This window comes from Rhizobium sp. SG741, from assembly GCF_012275435.1.
Taxonomy (GTDB): domain Bacteria; phylum Pseudomonadota; class Alphaproteobacteria; order Rhizobiales; family Rhizobiaceae; genus Rhizobium; species Rhizobium lusitanum.
This window is the reverse complement of the sequence record NZ_JAAZQP010000012.1, coordinates 1-23,488: the sequence shown is the minus strand read 5'-3', so window position 1 is coordinate 23,488 and position 23,488 is coordinate 1. Positions and strand designations below refer to the sequence as shown.

19 protein-coding genes and 1 pseudogene are annotated in these 23,488 nt (G+C 58.6%); 7 read left to right on the top strand and 13 right to left on the bottom strand.

Annotated elements, in window-relative coordinates:
- The first annotated feature begins 346 nt into the window (after positions 1-346).
- Positions 347-979, top strand: coding sequence for a hypothetical protein (locus tag FHT29_RS26010; protein ID WP_168600386.1), 633 nt, complete (start codon positions 347-349; stop codon positions 977-979).
- A gap of 157 nt (positions 980-1,136) precedes the next feature.
- Here FHT29_RS26010 and FHT29_RS26005 read toward each other — a convergent pair whose 3' ends face one another.
- Positions 1,137-1,544 (bottom strand): hypothetical protein, encoded by a 408-nt coding sequence (locus tag FHT29_RS26005; RefSeq protein ID WP_210255540.1) that lies wholly within the window; start codon positions 1,542-1,544, stop codon positions 1,137-1,139.
- A 122-nt stretch (positions 1,545-1,666) separates the two neighbouring features.
- Here FHT29_RS26005 and FHT29_RS26000 point away from each other — a divergent pair, with 122 nt between their 5' ends.
- The 3 genes from FHT29_RS26000 (at position 1,667) to FHT29_RS25990 (ending at position 6,673) form a co-directional block, all read left to right on the top strand.
- Positions 1,667-2,611: a LysR family transcriptional regulator gene (locus tag FHT29_RS26000; protein WP_168600526.1), complete on the top strand. Its 945-nt coding sequence runs from the start codon at positions 1,667-1,669 to the stop codon at positions 2,609-2,611.
- 219 nt (positions 2,612-2,830) lie between these two features.
- Entirely contained in the window at positions 2,831-4,018 is a 1,188-nt protein-coding gene (locus tag FHT29_RS25995) for an SIR2 family protein (RefSeq protein WP_168600385.1), read from the top strand.
- On the top strand, positions 4,019-6,673 hold the full coding sequence (locus tag FHT29_RS25990; RefSeq protein ID WP_168600384.1) for a hypothetical protein: 2,655 nt from the start codon (positions 4,019-4,021) through the stop codon (positions 6,671-6,673). It abuts the gene before it with no gap.
- Positions 6,674-6,754: 81 nt separating this feature from the next.
- Here the strand turns inward: FHT29_RS25990 and FHT29_RS25985 are convergent, their stop codons facing one another.
- The 4 genes and pseudogenes from FHT29_RS25985 to FHT29_RS25970 all read right to left on the bottom strand — a co-directional run.
- The gene (locus FHT29_RS25985; RefSeq protein ID WP_168600383.1) at positions 6,755-7,471 is read right to left on the bottom strand and encodes a hypothetical protein; all 717 of its coding nucleotides are present in this window, start codon (positions 7,469-7,471) and stop codon (positions 6,755-6,757) included.
- Position 7,472: 1 nt separating this feature from the next.
- On the bottom strand, positions 7,473-10,166 hold the full coding sequence (locus FHT29_RS25980; RefSeq protein WP_348644891.1) for an N-6 DNA methylase: 2,694 nt from the start codon (positions 10,164-10,166) through the stop codon (positions 7,473-7,475).
- Positions 10,167-10,390: 224 nt separating this feature from the next.
- Entirely contained in the window at positions 10,391-10,576 is a 186-nt protein-coding gene (locus FHT29_RS25975) for a hypothetical protein (protein ID WP_210255539.1), read from the bottom strand.
- A gap of 188 nt (positions 10,577-10,764) precedes the next feature.
- Positions 10,765-11,832 (bottom strand): annotated as a pseudogene (locus FHT29_RS25970) (RHE_PE00001 family protein); the annotation flags it as partial.
- Between the two features lie 108 nt (positions 11,833-11,940).
- Here FHT29_RS25970 and FHT29_RS25965 point away from each other — a divergent pair.
- From FHT29_RS25965 to FHT29_RS25955, 3 genes are read left to right on the top strand one after another with little or no spacing between them, the layout of a single operon-like run.
- Entirely contained in the window at positions 11,941-13,593 is a 1,653-nt protein-coding gene (locus tag FHT29_RS25965) for a Mu transposase C-terminal domain-containing protein (protein WP_168600381.1), read from the top strand.
- Positions 13,594-13,599: 6 nt separating this feature from the next.
- Entirely contained in the window at positions 13,600-14,478 is an 879-nt protein-coding gene (locus FHT29_RS25960) for a TniB family NTP-binding protein (RefSeq protein ID WP_168600380.1), read from the top strand.
- Positions 14,475-15,503 carry a TniQ family protein gene (locus FHT29_RS25955; protein ID WP_168600379.1) on the top strand — a complete coding sequence of 343 codons (1,029 nt, stop codon included), beginning with the start codon at positions 14,475-14,477 and terminating at the stop codon, positions 15,501-15,503. Before FHT29_RS25960 ends, FHT29_RS25955 begins: the two co-directional genes overlap by 4 nt.
- A gap of 285 nt (positions 15,504-15,788) precedes the next feature.
- Here FHT29_RS25955 and FHT29_RS25950 read toward each other — a convergent pair whose 3' ends face one another.
- The 8 genes from FHT29_RS25950 to FHT29_RS25915 all read right to left on the bottom strand — a co-directional run.
- Positions 15,789-17,813: a bifunctional DedA family/phosphatase PAP2 family protein gene (locus FHT29_RS25950; RefSeq protein ID WP_168600378.1), complete on the bottom strand. Its 2,025-nt coding sequence runs from the start codon at positions 17,811-17,813 to the stop codon at positions 15,789-15,791.
- Between the two features lie 10 nt (positions 17,814-17,823).
- On the bottom strand, positions 17,824-18,375 hold the full coding sequence (locus tag FHT29_RS25945) for a phosphatase PAP2 family protein (protein WP_168600377.1): 552 nt from the start codon (positions 18,373-18,375) through the stop codon (positions 17,824-17,826).
- A gap of 85 nt (positions 18,376-18,460) precedes the next feature.
- Entirely contained in the window at positions 18,461-19,708 is a 1,248-nt protein-coding gene (locus FHT29_RS25940; RefSeq protein ID WP_168600376.1) for an MFS transporter, read from the bottom strand.
- A gap of 13 nt (positions 19,709-19,721) precedes the next feature.
- Positions 19,722-20,150, bottom strand: coding sequence for a Chromate resistance protein ChrB (locus FHT29_RS25935; RefSeq protein WP_246703120.1), 429 nt, complete (start codon positions 20,148-20,150; stop codon positions 19,722-19,724).
- Positions 20,151-20,390: 240 nt separating this feature from the next.
- Positions 20,391-21,230 (bottom strand): hypothetical protein, encoded by an 840-nt coding sequence (locus FHT29_RS25930; RefSeq protein ID WP_168600375.1) that lies wholly within the window; start codon positions 21,228-21,230, stop codon positions 20,391-20,393.
- Between the two features lie 76 nt (positions 21,231-21,306).
- A complete protein-coding gene (locus FHT29_RS25925) occupies positions 21,307-21,696 on the bottom strand; it encodes a hypothetical protein (RefSeq protein ID WP_168600374.1) in 390 nt (129 codons plus the stop codon).
- Positions 21,697-21,945: 249 nt separating this feature from the next.
- Positions 21,946-22,197: a DUF1344 domain-containing protein gene (locus FHT29_RS25920; protein ID WP_168600373.1), complete on the bottom strand. Its 252-nt coding sequence runs from the start codon at positions 22,195-22,197 to the stop codon at positions 21,946-21,948.
- A gap of 82 nt (positions 22,198-22,279) precedes the next feature.
- Positions 22,280-23,488 (bottom strand): FtsX-like permease family protein (locus FHT29_RS25915; protein ID WP_168600372.1); only part of this gene is annotated, 1,209 nt, incomplete at its 5' end.

Below are 23,488 nucleotides of genomic sequence, written 5' to 3'. Positions count from 1 at the left end.
AATCACGGCGATAGACATTCCTCGCAGATCCCGTAACAGTCTTCCTCGGTCGATGCGGGCCCTCCGCAACAGGCGCATGAGGGAATCGCCGGATCAGCCGAAAGGGTCTCCGGCGGCGGCAGAATCTCAATCTCGGCGTCTTCGAAGAGGCGTAGGGTGTCTTCTTCCATCTCGATGCTCCAGGTCGAGGATATGACTCGAGATAGTTACGCCGGCGGCGATCTCAAGATGACAACCTTGATATGCCCTCTTCGAAGTTCCCTGGTGTTGATGCTGCGAAAACGCCTGTCGGAACTACCGCGTTTTCCTTGTTGATCCCGAGCAACGCCAAACCCATCTACGCTGGATGCCGAAACAGAAGATCATCATCGCTCCCGCGCTCATGGAGACCTGGACACTGTCGCCCGCCGCCACTTTCGGCTCCTTTGTCCGCGCCAAAGGTATTCTTCTGGAAGTCCGGGCTCGTCTGCCCGTGGCCGTTCGGAAATCTCTCGAAGTAAGCGGCATGTCTCTCGTTCTTGGGATGGCGGAAGACAGCGAGCACGAGTTCGCCTCGACGTCAGCAGCCGTCACCTGGGCGCTGGAGGGGATCGAAAACCTCCCGGTCATTCCGCGCGAAATCCAAGACATACTTGGTATCTCCGCAAGCGAGCGGCATCGCTGGCTGAAGGACGGCCGCCTTCCGAGCGCCGGAACACGCACTGTTCGACTGAGCGGCCGCGCAAGGCAGATCACCTTCCATGTGTTCGATCCCCGTGTTGTGGAGGATCTGCTTGACCGGGCCGTCGTCGATGAATGGCGTGAAGAGGATATCGCCGCGAGAGCGGAGAATAGAAGGCAGGCCGCCTACCGGGCGAAGATTACCCGTTCGCTCAAGAAGGCGGTGAAGAAGCCAAAGACGGCCGAGAGCCTGTCTGATGCCGAGGCCAGCGATTTGCCTGGTTGGCAAGAGTTCGACGCCGATGGTCTGCTTCAGTAGCTGGAGCCCGATTCCGTCGGCGACAGCAGCGCGTCCTCGGTCACATCACGATTCCACTACAAGAGCCCGCCCTTACCCCGCAGGCTGAAATGCCATACCAACGCAAGAGCCGTTCGATCCCCTCAATGCACGTCGCCGCCGCAGAAACATCACCGGCTCAATTGGTGTAGTCCAGATAGCCTTCCGTTCCTTGTGTAAACCATGTTTGGGGGTCATCCTGTGCCAGCGGCAGACCTTCAGCCACGCGTCTTGGAAAATCCGGGTTTGCAATAAACGGTCGGCCAAAGGCCACCGCGTCACCTATTCCGGCATCAAGCTCTGCTTGGGCACGGGTCGCGTCAAAATCCGAGTTCAGGATCAACGGCCCCTTGAATGCCGGCCGCAGATACCGCGCCAGTGGATCGATCTCTCCGACGCCGAATGTCCCATCGACCGGCGGCTCCCTCAATTCGACATGGGCGATGCCAATTTCGGAGAGTGTCTCAAGGGCCTTCGTGAAGAGCGGGAGCGGGTCGCTATCCCGTACCCCTTGTGTTTCGCCATTCGGGGAGAGGCGCACGCCCACTCGACCGGCGCCGATTGCCAGACATCTCGATCTCCATTTGGCGCCTTTTCTGGCGCGATGGAGAGAAGGTAGACCGGGTAATCGATCTTGATAATCAGGCTCGAATTCGCTTTACTCCTTCCATGGTGGAACGAATTCAATTCGACAGACTAACCGGTGTTATCGCGTTTGCGCGGACAGCTTCGCTTGGCAGTTTTGCGGCAGCGGCGCGATCATTGGCCGTGTCGCCGTCGGCAGTCAGCAAAAGCGTCCAGAGGCTCGAACAGCAGTTCGGCATAAGCCTGTTCACACGAACGACCCGATCCCTCACGCTAACCCCGGAGGGACGGGATCTCCATGAGAGAGCATTGCGCTTGTTGCGGGAAGCCGAGGACATCGAACAGGCCGCTGTTGCCGCACGCGCGGAACCGTCGGGCTTCATGAAGGTGACGGCGCCGCTCCCGATCGGAGTCCATCTGATCGCGCCGGCATTACCCGCGTTCAGGCAAAGATATCCTAAGGTGATCGTCGATCTTCGTCTTGGAGACCGGTTCACCGATCTGGTCGAGGAAGGAATTGATGTCGCCATCCGGGTCGGAGAGCCGGCAGACTCCCGGCTAGTCGCCAAGAAGCTGGCGCCGAATAGGATCTGCGCGTTCGCGTCACCCGCTTACCTTGCCGCTCGCGGCGTACCGCAAAAGCCAGAGGACCTCATCGACCACGACTGCGTGAACTTCCGCTATCAAAGCAGCGGCCAAACCCTGCGTTGGCCCTTCAAGATCGGTGACAAGGTTCTTGAGATCATTCCGAATGCGGTCACCATCCTGGACAACAGTGATGCTGTTGCATCTGTGGTTGCCGCCGGTGGCGGGATCGGCATTTCTCCTACATATATTGCGGCACCGTTTTTGGAAAACGGCAGGCTCGTGCCGATCCTGAAAGAGTTTTCCGTCGACCGCAGCCATATCAGTGCCTACTGGTCCGAAAGCCGGCGCAGCAATCCAAACGTCAAGGCATTCGTTGCCTTTCTGGCGGAGATCTTCCCAAACCCGACGCCTTGGGACGTGCGCTTTAAAGAAGCTGAATAAGGGAAGTGGCAGCGGACTTGGTTGCAATGCTCTTGAAGGAATCAGAACCAGCGACCCGCTGTTCAGCACTACCAAACTATTGAAAAATCTTGCTCCCGCTTGTCCACGAGCGGATCAAAGCGATTTGGGTTCAACGAGAGGAATACCATCCACTGCGTTGCGGACAGCGCTGCTCGCGTCTAAGGTGCAACCACATCCCCTCTCACACGAAAGCCGCACGTGACCACCTCCATTGTTCTCGGCAAAGACCTTCCGCCCCTGCCCATGGATTTGCTCACGGCGAGAGATCATGGCGAAGTGTTGTTCATTGTCGGCGCCGGAGCCTCTTACCCGGCCCCCTCCTCACTTCCGGATTTCGGCGGTTTGGTCGCAGACATCTACGCGGAAGTAGATCCCGCGATGAGCGGACCACTCGCGGCCGTGCAGAAGAAGGGCGGCCCTAGCTGGGACACCGTGCCGGATCTTCTAACCCACCAACAGCGCACGGAGCTAAAGTTTTTTGCGCAACACGAATATGATGTTGTTCTTGGCATGCTGGAGCGTCGCATTGATGGCGACCCGAGCAAAGCCAGTACGCTTCGGCGGGCAGCGCAGACGGTGCTAGACCGGACGGTCGAGCCTAACCCCCTGCACTCGGCCCTCGTGCGTCTTGGTCAACGCTTCGGCCAGACGCTGCTAGTGACGACCAACTTCGATCGTCTTCTTAGCATAGCCGCTAGACGCGAAAGATATTCGGATTCCGCCTTTGCCCTCGGTGAGATTCCAAATCCCAGCCGAAACACTGAATTTGCAGGAATTCTGCACGTCCACGGAATGCTGCCGCTCAAATCGCAAAGGGGCTCGGCGCTGATACTCACGGACCAGGACTTTGGCGACGCATATCTCAGGCGCCATATCGTCACATCCTTTCTCTACGACGCAGCCCGCATCTTTCACCTAGTTCTAGTCGGCTACAGCGCCAATGACTCCCCCGTGCGCTACCTACTGAACGCTATTGCCGCCGACGAGAGGCACTTCAATGACCTCAAGCCTCGTTACGCGTTCGTCGGTTGCGCACCGGGAGATGACCGCACGGCGATCGAATGGCAGTCGCGCGGTATTACGCCGATACCCTACGATCGAGCCAATAAACATAAGGCGTTGACTGAGGTATTGTCACGGTGGTCGGAGATCATCCCGGACAAGCGCAACACGGCGCGCGTGCAAACCTATCTGAAAACCGTCGCCAAGCTGGATCCTGATGGGCCAGACGGGGTCGCAGCCCAATCCTTCCTTCGATACTATATCAGCCGGTGCAACCCAAGCGAACAAGCAGAACTCGCGCGGCTCCTTGCCTCCTGCAAGGCATCACCGAAATGGCTCACGACGATGAACCAGGTGGTTCGCGATGCGCCGAGGAGACGTTAGGTGAGAGCACCGCGATTGTCGGATAACGATGCAATCATCGCGCAGAACACGCGCGTGTTTGCGATGGAACGTCTCGAAGACCGCGAATTCCTCGAATGGGCGCTCGCGTTGCGGTACGATCAGCTGGCGGAACGCGCTGCCCTCAAGGACCTTCTCGAGTTCCGCGTCGCAGATGTTGCAGAACCATACAGGCAGGCTTGGGTTTACCTACTCGAGTATTGGGACGATTCAACGACTGACGGTGCATATGATCGGCTGCTTCTTAAACGAGAACTGAAATCAGGCGCCTCTCCATCTCAAATAATCAAGCTCATTGCCGAAGCTGTTCGGCCGCGGATAAAAGTCCAGAGCGGCCAAAAATACGAAGCGTTCGGCCGCAAGCGCGCAAAGCATCCCAAAACCGTAGGAGATATCTTCTGGGTTTCGATTGATGGCGGGGAGCGGCTTACCCCCGAAGAGATTGGTTTGGCGGAGATCAACGACCGCGACTTTCTCTTCGAGCTGGCGACCGCGCTAAACGCTGTTCTGCTCACTGGGCTTAACCAAGCGCGGCGGATCGGGATGATTGCTAGCGATGCGGACTCGACGGTCTGGCTCGTTCATCGCGTCTATTTCGTGCCCGCGGGTCAGTTTGCTGAAGGAGGAGGAGAACCGGACCGCTACGGCAAAGGGTTTGCACCGACCACAAAGCTGCTTTACGCGGTTTTCGAACGCTTGGGCGAGATTGATCGTCCAGCTGCACTGCGGGTAATGACAGTCTGGGATGCCGATCGCTGGAAATTGTACAAGCGGCTTTGGGCAGCTGCTGCCCGAGATGAAGCCCTCGTCAGCGCCACCGAGGTCGGTCGATTCCTGGCTTCCTTGGACGATATTGAGTTCTGGTGGACGGATGCGTTTCCCGAGTTTGCGGAACTCCGTGCAGTCCGATGGTCTTCGCTTCCCGATGATGTGGTTGCGCCAATCGAGCGGCGGCTCGTCAATGGCGAACCGATTGCAAGACTGAAAAAGAGAATGGGAAAAGACAACGCCCAAAGAGCGGTTGCGCGCAGGAGCGTCACCGAATTGCAGCGAATTAAGGCTGGGGGTGGTCATCTTTCGATACCGACTGAAGCATGGCTAGCGAAGACTCTTCTTCAGCACCCCCGAGAAGGTGACGTGGCCTCCGTCACCGACGGCTTCAATCCTGGCGTTAGAACACTAATCGACGATCGAAGCGGCGATCCAACCTTTGGAGATGTTCCTTCTGCAAAACTTATTGACGAACTTGCGCGTCATCTGAGTGACGAAGGATGGGAAGGCAAAAGCCGCGCCGCTTCAGACTTCATTGGACGGAATCCTGATCTGATTCTTGATCTTCTTGCCGAAGCGCCGAAGTCGCTGGCTCGTGAAAAGGTGTGGCAGGCCTTCGGCTATGGTTTCAGGCCCTCCGATCTGAATGTTACGATCGACACGACAAGCCCTGAAGATAAAGAGCTGATCCCCGTGGCCCTCAAAGCCTGTATCGAGATTGCCCGTCTAGACGAGGCGACGATCGAAAACGCGCTCCAGGGACTCTCGTCCTGGATGTCGATCTGGGCCCGGCTATTGAGTGGCGAGGACGATCTCATCCGGGCTTGGTTGGCTCTTTGGCCCATCGCAGTTAAAAAGACGAACCAAAACGCCGAAAGGAATGTTCCCCTGCGAGACCGCAGCTACTCTAGCGCTGTCGGCAATCTCGTTTCTGCTTTTATGCAAGCGTGCCCGAGCTTCAAGAAAGACACGAAACCGCTATCTGACTCACCATGGCGCGACGCGTTGGCCGGCATCGAACAGACGGAAGGCGAAGCGAAGCTACAGGCACAATATCAGTTGCTCAGCAGCTTCAATTACTACTGGGCGGCCGACGAAGTTTGGTCACGAGTGAACCTCCTTGAGCCTCTGATCTCGGCCGCTGGTGCGAGTATCGAACTCTGGCATGGTTTCGTCCACAGTCGCTTCCTGCCTCCGAAAAGCGTCCTGGAAGAGTTGGGACCGCACATGATCGCCGCGGCGGCAGGAGACGAATTGCTGGACGAAGCTCGGGGCTCGCTCAGCCAGCGGGTGGTGTTTTCGACGATCATTGATATGCGCGACGGCCAGAAGCTGACAATTCCCTCTCACCTGACGCAGCAGATGCTGCGTATCGGGGGAGATCCGGTACGAACCCGTGCGCTCGATGCGATGAAAAATTATCTCAAAGACGACAAGGCAGAGCCAAAGGATCCCGGTGAAAAGTTTGGGATAGTCAAGAAGCTCTTTCAGGAAGTTTGGCCAAAGGAATTGACGCTCTCATCTCCGACATTGTCGGACGCTTTCGCCGATTTCCCGGCGGCAGCCGGCGACAACTACGCTGAGGCCACCGAACTCATCCTGCCGTATCTTACACCATTTCAGTGTTGGTCGCTCTGGGATTACGGGATACTTGACCGCAGTGCTGATGAGCGAACAATCACGGGTGTAGATTCCGCGAGAGATGCGAGCGCTTTGCTATCAGTACTGGATAAAACGGTTGGTGCTGAGGATGGCGCAATTATCCCGAATGGACTCGATAAAGCCCTAAAGCATATCGCTTCGAAGAGCCCGCGTCTTGAGTCGGATATTCGGTTCCAAAGGTTGCTAACTCTATCCCGCCGGTAGATATTGGAAACGTTCGCGTCCGAACCAGAGATCTGGTGGCGACGGGTTGCAAACGGCTGCAACGCGGCGCGAGACGTCGGATCACATTTCTATCCAGAGGTGGTCAATCCTAATCGGCTGAAGGCCTGATCGACGAACGTGCTTCGACTGCAATGCAGACACACGTTCAGGGTCATAACTCTGGATCAACGCGAGTTTATCGTCTGCGGACCATCCGACCGTCGGCTCAGCGACGATGGCATCAATCCAAGCATCTATTTGCCGAACCCAGTGATGGACATCGCCTTCTTGAATGTAGCCTATCATTGCCGCCCGTGAGTGAGCTGCGCCGTGGTGACCCGCCTTGAAGCGTTGGACTCCGCCAGTGGAAGTGTACTGGCTGATCAGGTACTCGCGCTCATCACGATCGACGCCTGGTGGAGTTGGCAGCCGCTTGCACTCAATTGGAAGGAGCGTCTGATATTCGTTGTACTCACGCCCCGCTAACCAGATGATCTGGCCTCGCGGCGCGGCGACCAGATCAACCGCGCGTCTCGCATCAGTGTCGTCTGGCTCTTCACGGCGGAACTGAAGAATATCCCAGCCTGGAGAATGACGGGTCAGGCTGTTCAGTCTTGCGCACAGTTGTGCCGTCAATCGGGTCTCACCATGAACGGTTTCCCGCGCAGGATCATCTCGCCAGGCGGGTAATGCGGCAGCGATGAACTCAAGAAGGGACGAAAGCCACTCGCCGGTAACCTGAACGTCGGCATTAAGAGCGCCGGCTTGGCTTGAATACTCCCCGTTTTCGGCCAGCATATCAGAAACCTTGAGCCCTTAAATCGGCGAGCATATCGTCAGCGTCGCGCAACGCTACAGAACGTGTCCAAAACCGGTGACGGTCCGGCTTCAAAAGGAAGACGAAGTTGCGATCATAGAGCCTCATCACCCTCGCAATCGTAAGCCCGGACTGCCGGCGCTCATGCAATAACTTATCCAGCTTCAGATGAAGCTCTTCCGCGCCCGACCAATCGACGGCACCATCGCCGAAAGCATAGGCTTTGCAGATAGCTCCAGCCCAGTGATAGCTATGCAACGACCGCAGTGGATTGCGCCGATAGACGGCATTTACTTGCCCTGCCAAAATCTTATCGAACGAAACAAGGGCCTGCTCCGGAGCCCTGCGCATCAGGGCGGCGTCTGTCCCGCGACGAATGAAATCGCGCTGAAACTCAACGATATCCTCGGCAATGATCCGCTCATTTTCGCTTAGATCAAGGTCGTGATCAGCGGGATAGGGGAGAGACAGTATATCCGCGCTCAAAATCGCCGTGGCTCGCTGGACGAACAAGCTTGCACTCACGCCTGCAACGTAAGCTTTCAACACGACACGCTCTTTCTGTAGCCACGACTCGATCGCCTTCAGTTGGGACAAGTCGTTTCGGCCAGAAGCTATGCCGACGATACGATGCTTGTACGCGAGGTAATGACCTTCCCAAAGCCCGTGATGAAGGTCTTCGTTTTCTTTGATCAAGAGATAAGGCGGCGTAAATCTTCGCGCGGTTTTGGTATCCTTGATTGGCCGATCGGGAACACTGACGATTGCCTCAGTGTCAATACCGTCCTCCGAGAGGGCCTCCGTCGGCAGGAGGGGTTTTCCCACCAAGTGATCAGCCGGCCTCGAGATCCCTTTCAGACCAGCAATGTAACCTTCACCGAAGTCCCATCCATGTTCAACTGCATAGTCGCGCAGCGTGGGGAACTTCCGCAACCGTTCAATCAAGACTCTCACGCGACTTCCGCCTAGCAGATTTGCGCGCCAGACATCGCCAGATGCACCGATGTCCGCATTCCTCAGCCAATGAAGATCGTAGTAATCAATATCAAAGCCCTGTTCAGCGGTGGCTCTGCCGTTACGGCGAAACACAGCATGTAGCAGCTTGCCGTCAGGGGTCGCCTCTTGCGCTTCAGCTAAAACCACAACGATTTTCGGATCCGCCTCGCCTTTTTTGAACAGTCCTCGAACCGAAACGAAATCCAGAATTTCTCGTACACGCCAATTCGCGAAAAAGCGTTTTCGGAACGAAGAAACGTTTTGATTGTAAAGAAATCCTGCTGGCTCAATCATCGCCAAGATGCCGCCGGGCCGCAAAGAAACCATCGCCTCATGCAGGAAAAGGTAGGCAAGTTGATTGTCAGCTAGAGCGCCGTATTGTTCACTGTAACGCTTGTACGCGCGCTTCGCACCGTCAGTGGTTAGAGAAGACTCAAACGGAGGGTTGCCAACAATTACGGCTACGTGGTCTGTGAGGAGACCTTTCTCTCGGGCCTCGAAGAAACAGCTTCCATGCAATGAGACACCGTTCAATTGCGGAAAAAGCTTGATGCTTGCTCGGATCTCCTCGGGGTCAAGCGCGTCGCATAAGCTCAGGCATAGGCTGAACGCAGCGAGCTCGACCGCGCCATCTTCTAAATCGATACCGTGTATACGAAGCAACAATTGTCGGAGTGTACCGACGTCTGGCTTTCTCCAGCCGTGGCGCGATCGCCAATGAAGGACAAGCCTCTTATATGCTTCGACGAGAAAAACACCCGAGCCACATGCCGGATCGAGCAACACGCCGTCGCTCGCCATGAGCTCATCCAACCTATCCCAGCTGAGTGCCTCTTCAAGCATAAGCCGAACGAGTGCTGGCGGGGTGTATATAGAACTCGCGGCGTCTTTGACGAAGAGCTGATAGATATTGCTTATAAGCTCGACGGGTAGGTCTCGAAACGAATAGAGCCGCCAAAAATTGCCTTGCCCGTTCTCATCCTCGTATCCTTGCACAAGCTTCGCATAACGAGATAAGTCCACGCTTCTCTGCAGCGCAACGCGCTCCTCGTCCTGCAGTCGGAAGACATGTCCGTTAAACCGCGCCTCCAGCATCTCCAAGAGCTTTATTAAGGCCGGAGCGTCAGCCAGCACCTGAAAGAAATGCTCCGCGCCAGGAAGCACTTTCCCGAAATCATCGGGAAGCAAGACCGACCGTTCCTCCAAATATGCGATCAACAAGGTAAGGATAAGCAGCCGGCGGCGCAGCTGTGCATCGAGGAGATGGCTATCTGTGAGCTGACCAGCCAGCACCCGTACTCCAGCCACTAGCTTGCGATGTGCTGACTTTGTGGCCGAGAGCATTAACTCGCAAGCGTCAGGATCGTCCCAGATGGCGCCGTTGCGAATCCGTTTCGCATCCCACCAGATTTCCGCCGCGGTGATATCGGCACCCAACTGGAGCGTTCGGATAGGATTGCAAACGGGGACATCGTTCGGCCCCAAGAAGTCCGGCGCATGCGCGCACCTGAACAGCTGGATCACTCCAGGTCCAACCCGATACAGCAGTGGAACGCCCCCCCAGCTCCAAAGACGCTTATGGAGCTCGGCGAATTGCTTTTCGTCAGGATGATCTTTTGCGTCGAATATTAATGCTTGAGCGATAGGAGGACGGCCGTTTCGCTGCGCTTCGAAAAACACGGCCCGAGCACCGTAGCTGCGAGCACGCTCGATTACTGCGACGACCTCTGGCAGGTGACTCGTCGCGTCAAAGTCTCTGACAGCGACCAACCCATCAACGGGAGGGAGAGTGTTGTTTTCACCGATGGCAAAAGCCACTCAGCCGACTTTGCAGCGGCTGCATCAGCGACCGGCGTCATGACCGCACCAAAAGTACGTCGCTGCGCGGTGTTTGGCGAAGACGATCAAGCACCTTTGCGCCTCATCTTGACCAGCTCGAACCCTTCTTTCAGGAGGTCCGTCATCGTTATTCCATGAGCAACGGCAAAGCCCTTGAACTCACGTTTGAAATCGTCGCTTACTTTGAAATTGAGAGACTTGCTATCCGCGTCAGCCACGTCGCGAACGTTATCTTTGTCTGCCTGAGCCAATCTTGAAACCTCATGCAAAGAGTTCGCGCAGTCATCGGATTAGATCAATATAATGATTTCCAGCTTTCCGACAAGCTGGATTTATTGAATTATGGAAAGGATGAAATAAAGATTTCTTTAGTGCGTGAACCATTGCCATTTTAGGTCACAAACAAAGCCAATTTCATATTGGCCCCTCGATAGGGCCATCAAACGATCCCCCATGCCCGAAACCTCCCCCTCCCCGTCATCTCCCTGAGGCCGAGCTCCATCACGATCCGCCGCGCCGCCTGCGGCGTCACATCCAGCGTCTTCGCCACAATCCCGGCCGACACCAGTGGTTTTGCCATCACCAGCTCGACCAGCTCCGGCAATTTTGACGACGTTCGTCTTCCCGACAATTTCCGTTCCATCAGCTGCCGAGCCAAGGCGAGTCGGTCATGTTCCTTCATGCCGATCTCGGCGCCCGCCAAAAGCCCGTGGGCGATGGCGAGCAGCCTTGTCTCTCGGTCGCGATGGCGGCGCCGATCGACGGGAATGGTTTTCAGGCCAAGATTGATGGCGGCGAGATTAGAGCCGCTGGTGATGCCGGCTTCCCGAAGGATCGACGCAGACAACAGGCGGCCGAGCCAGGGCGCGTGCTGAAGCACGGACAGTTCGTTCCAGGCATCGAGGGCGACGATGGCCTGCAATATCGCCGGCATGGTTTCGGCCTGGCGCAATACGCCGCGCCATTCGTTGAGCCGGGCGTCCTCGTCCCAATCGAGATCGTAAATCATCGGATCTTTGTCTTGAACGCTTCCACGGCCAGGCCGCTTGGCGTCCTCGATCGCGGCCTCCGATCGGGCGAGCACCGCATCGATGGCGGCATAGTCGACACCGGGCAGATCTTTGGCGTCATCACCATCATCCCCCTCCCCTTCCGTGCGCTCTGGAACTGCGCGCCGGATGATGTCGGCCTTCGGCGCATCGTTAGGGACGACCGATGTGATTTCCGATGTCTGCCGGAGCGTCCGCAAACCGTCAGGCGATAGGGCCCACTTTGGTGTCTGGCCAGAAATGCGCCGGCGGGTGCGAAGAACGTCGCGGGCGATGGTGAGTTCGTGGGTCGGCGTGCGGATATCGCGGGTGGCGTCATGGAGGACGAGGTCTTCGAGATGGACGAGCTCGCCGTCGATCCACAGCGAGGCGCAGGCATCGGCGAAGTTTTGGCGTTCGACCCATCCCTGACCGACCGGCGAGCGGGCAATCCGCTCGTCGAGACGGGTGAGAGCGACTGTGGCTTTTACCTTGCTATTTCAATTTAGAAAATGTCACGCCTCTGTTAAGTTTAGCCGGTAAATACGACGCGATTTTCCGCTAACGACTTCAGCGAGAGTTGCCGTTTGCCAAAGCAATTGCGCGATCGAGCAACCAAGGCGGCCCCGACGGTCACGGACGAACAATGGTCGGCAGCGCGACGTGCCGCCCGTGAATTGGATAAGGTTCTCGATGATGGTGGTCCAAGGCAAAAAGCTATCGCCCGGGCCGCGGCCGAGCTGCGCCTGACCACCCGACAAGTCTACAATCTGCTCGCACGCTATCGCGTTGCCCGTACAGTGACGGCGTTGCTGCCACGCACCGCCGAGACCCGGCGCATGCGGCTTCCGGCCGAAGTGGAGGCGATCATCAGCGCAACGTTGCGCGAGCAATGGCTGGTACTGGAGGCGCCGCCTCTTGCGCCCGTCGTTGCCGAAATCCGTGCCCGCTGCGAAGAAGCCGGCCTGGTCCTGCCGTCTTACGTTTCCGTCGCCCGGCGAATTCCGGCATTGTTCGGACCCGAAGAAATCGCCAGGAAGCGATCGGCCAACCCAAAGCACCTGCTGCGCCTGAAACCTCGGCCGGGTTACATCCACGCAGCGCACCCGCTGGACGTCTGTCAAATCGACCATACGCCGGCCGATATCAATTTCGTGGAGGTCATCGACACAAGCGGGGTGTTTGTCGGTCGTCCCTATCTGACGATCGTCACGGACGTCGCGACACGATCGATCCTCGGCTTCTGCCTAACGCTGGAAAAGCCGTCGGTCCTGTCTGTCGCGCTTTGCCTCGCCCATGCCATGTGCCCGAAGGAGGCTTGGCTTGCCGCACGGAACTTTGATCACCCATGGCCGACGTTCGGTCGGCCGCGGCTGCTCGTCACGGACTCGGCAAAAGAATTCAAGGGGCACGCGTTCCAACGCGGCTGCGACGACTATGGCATCCGGATCCGCTACCGTGATCGCGGCCGGGTACATCAGGGCGGCGTGGTCGAACGCCTTCTGGGCAAGCTCAACGCGGTTCTCACCACCTATCCGGGGTCGTCCGGCCGATCGGTGGCCGATCGTGACGGGTACCCTGCCGGGCAGCACGCCCGACTGAGTTTTACGGATCTGGAGCGTTGCGTCGCTCTGGCCGTAATCGATCACAATCTTCAGGAAAATTCCAAGACGCTGAAGGTGCCGATCATGGAATGGCGGCAGAACAGCAAGAACTTGCCGCGCTTCGATGACGACCCGCAACGTGTGTTGTTGTCGTTTCTGCCGGGAACGGAGAGACAATTGTCCCCGCAGGGCATCAGCATGTTCGCCCTGGACTATTATGCACCTTGGCTTGGCGTTCTCGTTCCGCAGCGCGACCGGCTTGGAAAACTGGAGATCCGATACGATCCCCGCGACATCAGCCATGTCTACGTCCGAGACCCGGAAACCCGGCAATATCGGTCTGTCGAGCGGCGTGATGGTCGACTGACGTCGCTGACGCTGTGGGAGTTTGAGGCGGAGCGCGCCCGTCGGCGCGCGGCAAACCAGCGCTCGAGCGTCCAACAGGTGGCGTTTCGCCGGGAAATCGCCGGCATTGCGACGGCCGCAAAACCTTCGAAGAGCCAACTTCGCGATGCCGTTCGCAGCGCACATGCCGCTGCGGCGGTAAAGCCCCATTCAGCCATGCAGCCGCAAGGACCGGCGTCGGATGGCCATCCTGTCCGGCCGAAACGCATCCTGCCGATCGAGGATTGGTGACCAGTCATGGCGGACCATCTCATCGAGCATGCGCGCTCCTATCTGGATCGTGACCTGGAAGAACGCGTCGGCTATGTCCGTGCTTCGCGATGGATCGGACATCAGGTGGCGCAACACGCTCATCGGCGGCTGGAGGACTTGCTATCGCGACCACCATCGTTGCGCACGCAGGGTCTGATGCTGGTCGGACCGTACGCCAATGGCAAGACGATGATTGCCGAGCGGTTCGCTGTCGAACATTTGAGGCGCTCGCCCGAACAAAGAATATGGATGATCCAGACTCGCGAGGGCGCTGGGCTCGGACACTTTTACGGCAGCATTCTCCAAGCGTTGCGAGCCCCTGGCGGCGACTTTCACAACGTCGGGCGCAAGGCCGAGCAACTCGATCACCTGCTGGCCACCCTCAAACCGAGGATGCTGATTTTCGACGAGTTCCACAATGTGCTGCGCGGACGCACGCGCGACGTCGAGGCCGTCTTTGCCTTCCTGCGGCGGATCGGGCGCCAGTACGATATATCCCCGGTGCTAATCGGCGAGGTGGCCGTCTACGACTTCATCAATGCCACCAGCGAGATGGCAAGCCGGTTTGACTTTTGCGCCGTTCCGCGGTGGCAATATGGCGAAGAATATCTCATGCTCCTCGACAGCCTGGAAGCGGCCTTGCCTCTGATGCAGGTTTCGGATTTGTCCAGTGAGCGCTTGGCGCGACGCATATTCAACCTGTCGGAAGGATTGATCGGCGAGACGGTCACCATCGTCACGAAGGCGGTGATCGCCGCGATAAGCTCGGGAGCGGAACGTGTTACCAAGGCCGGCCTCGACGAACTCCGCTATGTCCCGATCTCGCAGCGGCGCAATGCCGCGCTGCGCGAGAGCCTGCTATGACAACCTTCGAAGGCGGGCCGACGATCGCCATCCGCGCGCGCTACGATGAACTCGTTTCGGACCGATGGCCGGTCGTCGTCCGACCTCAGCCCGGCGAGTTGCTCTCGAGTTGGGTGCATCGGCTCGCATTCGCGAACGGCATTGCCCCTCGGCCATTTGGTCGTGTGCTCGGCTTCAGCGCCGGGATGTGGTCTCCTTCCCTCGACATGAATTTCCAGACCGACGCCGTCAACATCCTCAGCGCGCACACCGGTATCTCCCTGCCGAAACTTTTCACGATGTCCCTGAAGGGATCGCCGCTGAAGCGCCTGCTCCTTCCCCTTCGCGATGATGGACGCCGCCGCAGTTCGGCTTGGCTGCAACTCTGCCCACAATGTCTGGCGGAGGACCCCCAGCCGTATTTTCGCCGGCAATGGCGCTTGTCGACGAGGATCTCTTGCCCGCATCACCGATGTGGATTGCGTGATCGATGCCCGTCCTGTCGCAGTCGCATTGCGGCTTTCAACCAGGTTGAGCTCGTTCCACAGCATTTTTGTGTCACCTGTGGGTACGATCTGCGACAGGCTTCGAAGGTTTCTGTCAGTCCATCCGTGCGGTCGCTGGACCAATGCATTCACGATATCTGCAGGCTGGAGGCGATCACCGGTGCGGTGCCCAGTAATTCCCTTATCCGGCGCCTGCTCGCCATTCCGGACATTTGCAGCCAATATCCGGCGGCATCTCTCGTCAGCCTGTCCACGTCAGCGCGCATTCGATGTTTCGTGCGCCTGGCGATGCGACCGAATGACTGGCTGATAGAGGATGACAATGCTGTGGTCGCGCTTTGGCGACGGTCCATCCTGTCGGCGGATGGACATGCTTCCTTGATCGGCCTGCTTGCGAACGCCCTTGAGCGCAAAGGGCTACGGCACCTTCCCACGAAACGCCCGCAGCCGACGACCGAGCTTTCCGGTTTGCTGACAGCCTACTTGAGTTTGATGGAAAACCCTCGGCCCCGGCCAGCTCGAACAGAACCGTCGATCTAGGATTTCCTTGGTACCTTAGCCGCAGCCGGCACTCTTTTCAGTCGAGAGTGCACGATTGAGCCCGGGCCTGCTCGTCGACGGCGCCGTTTGTCCCGCCGTTCATGGTAGCGAACGTTGGTTTCTCGCTGTCGCTCGCTGGCGATGATCGTCAGTCCGATGCTGATGGCTAGCCGTCCGGAGCCCGCACTATTCACTCGATAGAACGGGATTCCTCGTCCACATTGGCGTCGCCGCCTCGCGATGCGGCAACTTCTTCCTGCACGGCATCTACAGCGTGATCTTTTGCTATTTTTGGTGCGCCAACAAAACACGCCCGTCCCACTCAGCATTTGCTTGATCGGCAGCGCGTGACACGAGGCTGCCGCCCTCTAAAGATTGCGCTAGCGCCTGCCGCGGCGCGTTGAGGTCGGGTTGCGTCGAAACCAGAGTGATCAGCGAGAGGGGGTGATAGATACGCTCTTCCGTGACCGAGCCGATCCAAAGCGGTACGGTCTGTCCGTTTGTGACCCCCAGCCCGGTTGCCCACAGTCTAAGAACGAGACGCGAACTGGCCGCGGTTGTCGTGCCAGCAGATCGCACGAACGTGAGATACGGAAGACGGCCGCTTGCAAACAGAGGAACTACAGGAACAGTAGCAGCGTCGGTGGATGCAGTGAGCCATTTGAGGGCGGTCGCCGACGTCCAACCGATGGATGGCGCCCAACCATCTTGCTGCAAAATATTCTCCAAATCCTGCAGACTGCCCGCCCACTGGAACGTCAGCGGTTCCTCCACTTCGCCGGTGAGATCGATCCGCCGCTCAGGTAACGTCTGCCAACCTGTCGCCCACCAGTCGGCAACAGCCGTGATCTGTGTCGCGCTCTTGGCTGCATACCGTTCCACATCCGTCGCATGGCTTCGATAAACGTTGCCTCCGCCGGCAAGGAGAAGTGCTACGGACGCCGCAACAAGCAATGCTGGGGATCCTATTCGTTCGGCCGGACGCCGCAGATAAAAGAGGCCAAGCAGGATCAACCAAGCTGATCCGAATGCCGCCCCGCCGACCACGTCGGAAAACCAATGCGCACCGAGGTACAGACGGGAGAACGCGATCAGGAAGATCAGGGCCGCTGCGCCCAGGGCGACGGACAACTGCGGCGCGGGACGAAGCTCGCGGGCAATAAGAAATGCAAGAAAACCGTAGAGCACCATGTTCGTCGTGCTATGGCCGCTCGGGAAGGAAAATGCACTCCATCCGGAATAAAGCAGCTCATCTGGTCTGGCTCTGTGGAGTGTAACTTTGATGACGGTGTTGAGGGCCGACGCCCCTGCGACAGCAACCAGCCAAAAAACAGCCGTGCGCCATGCACGTTTCCACAGGAGCCATAGGAACACGATCGCCGTGACCGCCACTACGACTCTGGTGTCGCCAAGCTCTGTGATGCCGACCATGACCGCATCGCCGGCTGGCGTGCGAACCTCTTGCAGTGCATGGTAGATGGCGCTATCGGCGAGAACCAGCGGATCACCGTTGATCACGTCCTCCAGAACCCCGAAGAACAGCCACGCCACGCCGCCGAGGAGGGCAAGCATCAAGGCGAGGACCCGCGCTTCGGAACGTTCCGGGTCGAGCAGGCTGGCGATACTGCGGCTGAGCCATGTATCGCGGGTCTCAGCCCAGCTCCGCATCTCTGCGATGCCAACGTCCAGAAGCGGAACAGCGCGCCTCATTGTCCAGTGCACAAGACGCCACGTTACCCAGCCCGCTGCGAGCAGAATGATCAAAAGGATCGCCAGTGGTTTTGACGCTGCGCCGAGAGCGCCGAATGTGGCGCCGACGAGAACGCCCGGCAAAATGTGTGACGGCGCCCAGACAAGGGCCGACGCGATGTTGACGGCATAGAACCGTCTCACCGACATTCCAAGCATCCCAGCGAGAAGTGGGACGAAGGCGCGAACCCCCGGCGCAAAGCGGGCGATAAAGACACTCTTGTCGCCGTGCCGCTTGAAGAAGGCCTCGCTGCGCTCGATCAGTTCCGGGTACCTGTTCAATGGCCAGCGCCCAAGAATCTCGCGGTGGTATCGATGGCCAAGCCAGAAGGAGACACCATCCCCGACGATCGCGCCTACTGTCGCTGCGGCCAGCAAAGGCCACAGCACCAAGACACCACTCGGCACGAGAGCGCTGAGCGCCAGTATCACCGCCGTGCCTGGAACGATGACACCGATCATTGGGATCGACTCGGAGAGCGCAAGCAGGAACACTGCGAAATAGGCAATGTGCGAATGCGCGCTTAGCCAGTCGATTACCGATGAGACCAAGGACGCCATTGCCGTCGTCCTATAGGATGCTGGTGATCAGTCGGTCGGCCCTGGTGCCTTCCCGATACACCGCACGGACAATGAGCGCTGCGATAACCCCGGTCAGCGCGCCGCCGAGAACGTCGCTGGCATAGTGGGTGCCGATATAAATACGGGAGAAAGTGATTAGGCAGGCTACGGCAAGGAAAGCAAGTCCGGCTCGTCGCGAGCCATGAATGAGAAAGGCTGCCGCAATGGCGAAGGTCGCCGTTGCATGGTCGGAGGGGAACGAAAAGTCGGCGCTTCGTTCTATCAGCAGGTTGGTTATTCCGCCGTCATAGGGGCGGGCCCTGTGAATGAAGAGAAGAATGAGCTGGTTGATGCCGAGCCCCAGTAGAAACGAGAACCCGGCCGCGACGAGGACATGCCGTATGTGCGGTCTGTCGGGCCTCCGCCACCACTGAACGGCGACCGCCAGAACCATAAGCGGAACACCAACACTGGAGATCCAGATCATCAGAAGATCGAGAGCAGCGCTGCGTCCTGCCAGTCCGTTGGTCGCATGCGTTAAAGCGGCGTCGAGTTCATACATTGGCAGTCTCCAGTTTGACCCAAGCAGCCCAAGACGCGCTGCCTTTGTGATTTATTTGACGGGATTACACGCGGACGGCAGGTGCTCAAACATGGGTCCGATCTCCCAGCCGGACGCGGACGATGAACAAGCCGACGAGAGTCATCATGGTGAAAGCGGCTCCCGCAAGGAATGTGCCCCGCGGCCCCGTCATGTCCCAAAGAGCACCGGCGACGATGCTGGCTACGAGCAGTGCGACCCCTGTCACCAGGTTGAACACGCCGAAGGCGGTTCCCCGCAGCTCGGCGGGAGCGCTCTCGGCAATCAATGTTGCCAGCAGACCTTGGGTGAAACCCATATGAAGGCCCCAGAGCACGATACCCACCCCAACCCAAACGAGATCTGATGCGAAGGCGAGCGCGAGGTCGGCTCCGAGCAGAAGGACGAGCCCGGTTGCCAGAAGCGTCGTGCGATTGACGCGATCCGACAGCACGCCAATGGGATAGGCGGAAAGGAAATAGGCGAGGCTCATGACGACCAGGACAACGGGGATCACCGTTACCGAGAAGCCGATGGACTGTGCCCGCAAGATCAAAAGTGCTTCGCTGAAACGGGCGAGCGTGAAGACAGCCGCGACCGCGACCACCCACCAATAAGTCGCTCCCAATCCGCGCAGTTCATCGCGATGCAGCGGCATCCGGACACGACGCTGCTCCTTGGGCCGATCCGGCTCCTTGACCGCGATGACGATCAGACCAACGGAGAGGAACGCCGGGATAACCGCGCTCCAAAACACCGCCCGGAATTGGTCGGCTGTTAGCCACATCAAGCCAATGGCGAACAGCGGTCCGAGGAAGGCGCCGACCGTATCGAGGGATTGCCTAAGGCCAAAGCTGGCGCCACGCAGATCGGGTGGGGCGATGTCGGCGACGAGGGCGTCGCGTGGCGCCCCTCGAATGCCCTTGCCGACACGGTCGATGAACCGCGCGGCGATGAGCCATTCGATTGATGCAGCCAGCGGGAAAATGGGCTTGGTGAAGGCGGCCAAGCCATAGCCGATCGCCGCCAGCAGCTTGCGCTTGCCGAGCCAGTCACTGAGCGCACCGGAAAAGACCTTCGTGATTGAGGCGGTCGCCTCGGCAATACCTTCGATGATGCCGACGCTCAATACTGACGTCCCGAGCACTGTAACCATGTAGATGGGTAACAGAGCGTGGATCATCTCGGAGGATATATCCATGAGCATCGAGACGAACCCGAGGACCCAGATCCCCGTCGGGAGACCGGAACTGCGGATAAGCCAGCTGCCGGTGCTCGCCGTGGCTCGGTCAGGCCTGTCCAGTTGACCGCTCATTTACCGGTTCTCGTCATGAGCATCGAAGATCCTTTGCGCGTAGCCATCGAACGATACCTCGCAAGCGCTCGCTCGCCTCTGCCGCGAGCGTGGCCCCGTAAAAATCGAGCTTCTTGATCTTTTCCAGCCAGCCCTGGAGCTTCCTTAAATCGGTGTCTTCCTCTTCCAGTTCGGCATAAGTAAACTTGTTGATCGCGATCTCCTTTGCGATCTCGGCCTCGAAATCGGCGCACCGTCCCAGAAACTCCCGATACCGATCGTCGCGATCGGCTTTGAAGCGGGAGACCTTGTCCTCTTGCGCGCGGTCGAGGGCGATTGTCTCCAGGATAACGGATTCACCGCCCATTTTAGAAACATCGTTCTCGAGCATCTTCAGGCGTCGGACATGATCGTCGGTCTTCGGTAGCAAGCAGACCCCGTACTGGAGATAGACGGCGCCCATTCCCTTCAGCCGCCGTCAAAGCGCGATGCGTTTGGTCGCAGGATCCGGGGGCACTTTAACTCGGTATGGAGCGCGTCCACCTCTTTGGTCTAAGCTAAGCTTCCGCTGGAATATCCATGTCAGAGCCTGCAAGCCGACACAGGCGTATAGGGAAGCCCTTAGCTACCAATCGGGTATGCGCGATGCTCACAAAGGTCGAGAAGTACGGATCCGCCCCGATGACAACGGTACGGGGCCGCTTTAGAGTTCTTCTTCGGCAACAGTAAACGTCTCGCTTCGGCTGGCCTTTGCCCGTTCCCCATCCTCTTCGACGCCAACCAGTTCCTCGCCTTCATGCCCCATGCTCATGAAGACTACGATCGTGACGATCGCGGCGAGAAAGATTACACTTGTTATGACCGTGCCAAGACCGAGGCCGCCATATTGCGCAGGTTGAGACATCAGATCGCCGAACGAAGCACCCAGAGGCCTGGTCAGGATGTAGACCAGCCAGAAGCCGAGTATCGGGTCGAGACCGAGGAAGAAGTAGCCGATACTGAGCGAGATGATCATCATCCCGAACAGAACGCCGGTCGCCAGATAACCCAGCGCGAACTGCTCGGCCACCAGATCGCCCGCCGCCGTGCCGAGCGCGAAGGTGAACAGGATAGCGAGCCAATAGAAGGCCTCACGCCGGCCGGTGAATATCGAGTGGATCGAAAGCGTCCGCTCCTTCTGGAACCACAATAGGAAAGTCAGCGCCAGGGCGATCGAGAATGCAATCGTCGTAGCCATCAGTGCCACATGGAAGTTGTCGACCAGATTGTCGGTAATCAATGTGCCAACAATGCTGATCAGTACCACGGAAAGCCAATAGGCGGCGGGAACATATTTCCTCTGCGCAAACTGCCAGACCAATGCGACCGCCAGAATTGCGGACATAACCAGCGACGTCACCGTTAGCCCTAACCCCATCTGCACATTGAGATAGTCGGCCGCCGTTTCACCCATGGTGACGGCCATCAGTTTGATGAGCCAGAAGTCGGCCGTGACGCGAGGAACGCGATTGTAAACAACAGCTTTAGCGGTCGGTGCAGGCATGACAAGTATCCTCGGATGGGTGTCGAATGTCTCGGAGGGCCGTTCCGGCGCGGGGGTGATGCTGTTCGCCGCCCGCCTATTGAGCAGGCTGAGCAGGATTGTTGAGAACCGCCATAAGAGCGGCGAGCGTTTTGTTGACTTTGTCAGCCGACGGAGCGGATTGACGCAGTGCCTTCAGCGCCGCGTCAGAGGCGGCGTCTATATTGTTCCAGTCATTCTGGTTTAGCGGCCGGATTGCGGTCTCGGCCTGGTCCCACGCCGTTTCATAGTCTGTGATGCGCTTTGCAGCGCTGGGGAGGTCGCCTTTGGAAGCGAGGGTCTGGACATCAGCTATGATCGTCTTGAATGGCGACAGATCGCCGAGGCTCGCCGTTTTGGCGGGTGCGGTACTGGCGTAAAGTTCAAAACTCGTAAAGGCCGCCACCGGAACGGCGATGAGCGCGATGGCAAGAAAAATCTGTCTCATCGGTGGATTTCCCCTGAATTCTGGCGATGCAAGGAAGGCATCACTTCCGTTCGCCGGTTGAATGGCCCGCCCGCGGTAGCGCGATACGCTCGCTGCTCTGCCGTTGACGGTCGGTTCGCCCACCGTGATTACGCGGGTTCAATTAGCTGAGAATTAGGACGGAGGTCGGCGTGGTGCCGGGGGACAATCGGTCAGTTGCCAATCGCGCGCGAAAGCGGCGGCCGGTAATGACACCGGCCGCCGCAACCCTCACTTCTGCGGAACCAGATGCGAGACGACCGCCTTACCGCCCTTATTCGCATAGGTTAGCCGGACCTTCTCGCCGACTCGGAGCTTGGTGTCTTCAATCCCTTCGGGCAGGGTGTAGGTTTTGCCGCCCGACAGCGTGATCGTATCGGCATTCTTGCTGATTGCGGTGATCGTGCCGGACACCTGGGCGGCGAATGCGGCACTGATCGGCGACAGGACCAGCATCGCGGTAATAATCATTCGCGATTTCATTGTCTTTTTCCTTTCAAGGTTTCTGCCGCCGATATCTATCGTTTCCCGCAATGGCGACATGAGTTGCGAGGAAAGCAGGTTCTCATTCGCCTCTGAGCTTCTCCGCGACGTGTGTCCGGCTGCGCATTGTCTCACCGGTCGCGGCCAGCAAAGCGGCGCCGGCCGCCGTGACGACGAGAGCGGCGAGATAGAACCAAGGCACGGAAAGCACCTCGGGCGGCGGGTCGAACACGCCGGTCAGCAGCTTGACGAGCACATAGGCAATCAGGGCGCCAGCCGGGAGACCCAGGAACATGCCGCTACCGATGACCAGTGCGGCTTCGCTCCAAACGAACGCGCCGAGTTGTCGTGGTCTGGCCCCGAGAGCGACGAGGACTGCGAAGGAGCGTTCGCGGTCGGCAAAGCCGAGACCAAGTACCAGTCCGCCCGACGCGGCCAGCATGACAAGCGCGAAGATAAGTTCCAGCCGTGTTAGACCGGCGAGATCAACTGCGGTGAGGCTCGACCCGATCAAGGCGACCACATCACCGATCTGACTGACCTTGAGCCCGGGAAGGCCCGCAGTCGCGCTTTGGGCGGCCCGTGCGATACGCGCCGGATCGCCGCTCGACCGGATGAGAACGATCTCGCTTTCCGCGGAACCTGTCTGCTTCGCAATGTAAGCGGCATTGGCGACCAGAAACGAATCCTTCGGCGCAGTCGGGAATTCGCGCACCACGCCCACAATGTGGAAGGGCACGACGCGGTATTGGTGATCGGCCGCGTTTTGCAGGCGAATATTGATGCTGTCGCCGCGGCTCAGCTGATAGTCGTTGACCGTTTCCTGCGATACGAGCACGCCGTCGGGCGTTTGTGCCAGGTTGGTGAGTGTCGCCCTGGCGTCGCCATTGGCGAAATAGGCGTCGGACATCGCCGTGACCGATCCGATACGCGCCGGATCGATGCCATAGAGATCCTGAAGGTCGGTTCCCACATATGCATATCGGTGCTGCATCGACTGGGCGGCCGCCACGCCCGGCAGCCTGGAAAGGCGGTCGAACGCCCGGGATGCGGGCGCGGTGGATGTGCCCGTGACGGTGACGTCGGCCCCGTTGGTGAGTTCAGCGTCGACCCGAGCCTGAGCCTCATAGGTCGCGTTGAAAATTGCGGTCGATGCAGCGAAGGCAAAAGCAAGCGCAGCCAGGCCGATGCCAGCAGTCAGTCGCGGACCTTGCCGTCCAAATGTCGCGGCCACCACCTCCGCGAGACGACCCGCGACGGGTCGCAAGCTTATGGCGATCGCCGGCCGGCC

Bases quoted from the DNA above. Each gene is read 5' to 3' on its own strand.
- FHT29_RS25930 (WP_168600375.1), bottom strand. From the start codon at position 21,230: ATGCCTGCACCGACCGCTAAAGCTGTTGTTTACAATCGCGTTCCTCGC.
- FHT29_RS25925 (WP_168600374.1), bottom strand. From the start codon at position 21,696: ATGAGACAGATTTTTCTTGCCATCGCGCTCATCGCCGTTCCGGTGGCG.
- FHT29_RS25945 (WP_168600377.1), bottom strand. From the start codon at position 18,375: ATGTATGAACTCGACGCCGCTTTAACGCATGCGACCAACGGACTGGCA.
- FHT29_RS25985 (WP_168600383.1), bottom strand. From the start codon at position 7,471: ATGCTGGCCGAAAACGGGGAGTATTCAAGCCAAGCCGGCGCTCTTAAT.
- FHT29_RS25950 (WP_168600378.1), bottom strand. From the start codon at position 17,813: ATGGCGTCCTTGGTCTCATCGGTAATCGACTGGCTAAGCGCGCATTCG.
- FHT29_RS25940 (WP_168600376.1), bottom strand. From the start codon at position 19,708: ATGAGCGGTCAACTGGACAGGCCTGACCGAGCCACGGCGAGCACCGGC.
- FHT29_RS26000 (WP_168600526.1), top strand. From the start codon at position 1,667: ATGGTGGAACGAATTCAATTCGACAGACTAACCGGTGTTATCGCGTTT.
- FHT29_RS25960 (WP_168600380.1), top strand. From the start codon at position 13,600: ATGGCGGACCATCTCATCGAGCATGCGCGCTCCTATCTGGATCGTGAC.
- FHT29_RS26010 (WP_168600386.1), top strand. From the start codon at position 347: ATGCCGAAACAGAAGATCATCATCGCTCCCGCGCTCATGGAGACCTGG.
- FHT29_RS25935 (WP_246703120.1), bottom strand. From the start codon at position 20,150: ATGGGCGCCGTCTATCTCCAGTACGGGGTCTGCTTGCTACCGAAGACC.
- FHT29_RS25920 (WP_168600373.1), bottom strand. From the start codon at position 22,197: ATGAAATCGCGAATGATTATTACCGCGATGCTGGTCCTGTCGCCGATC.
- FHT29_RS25955 (WP_168600379.1), top strand. From the start codon at position 14,475: ATGACAACCTTCGAAGGCGGGCCGACGATCGCCATCCGCGCGCGCTAC.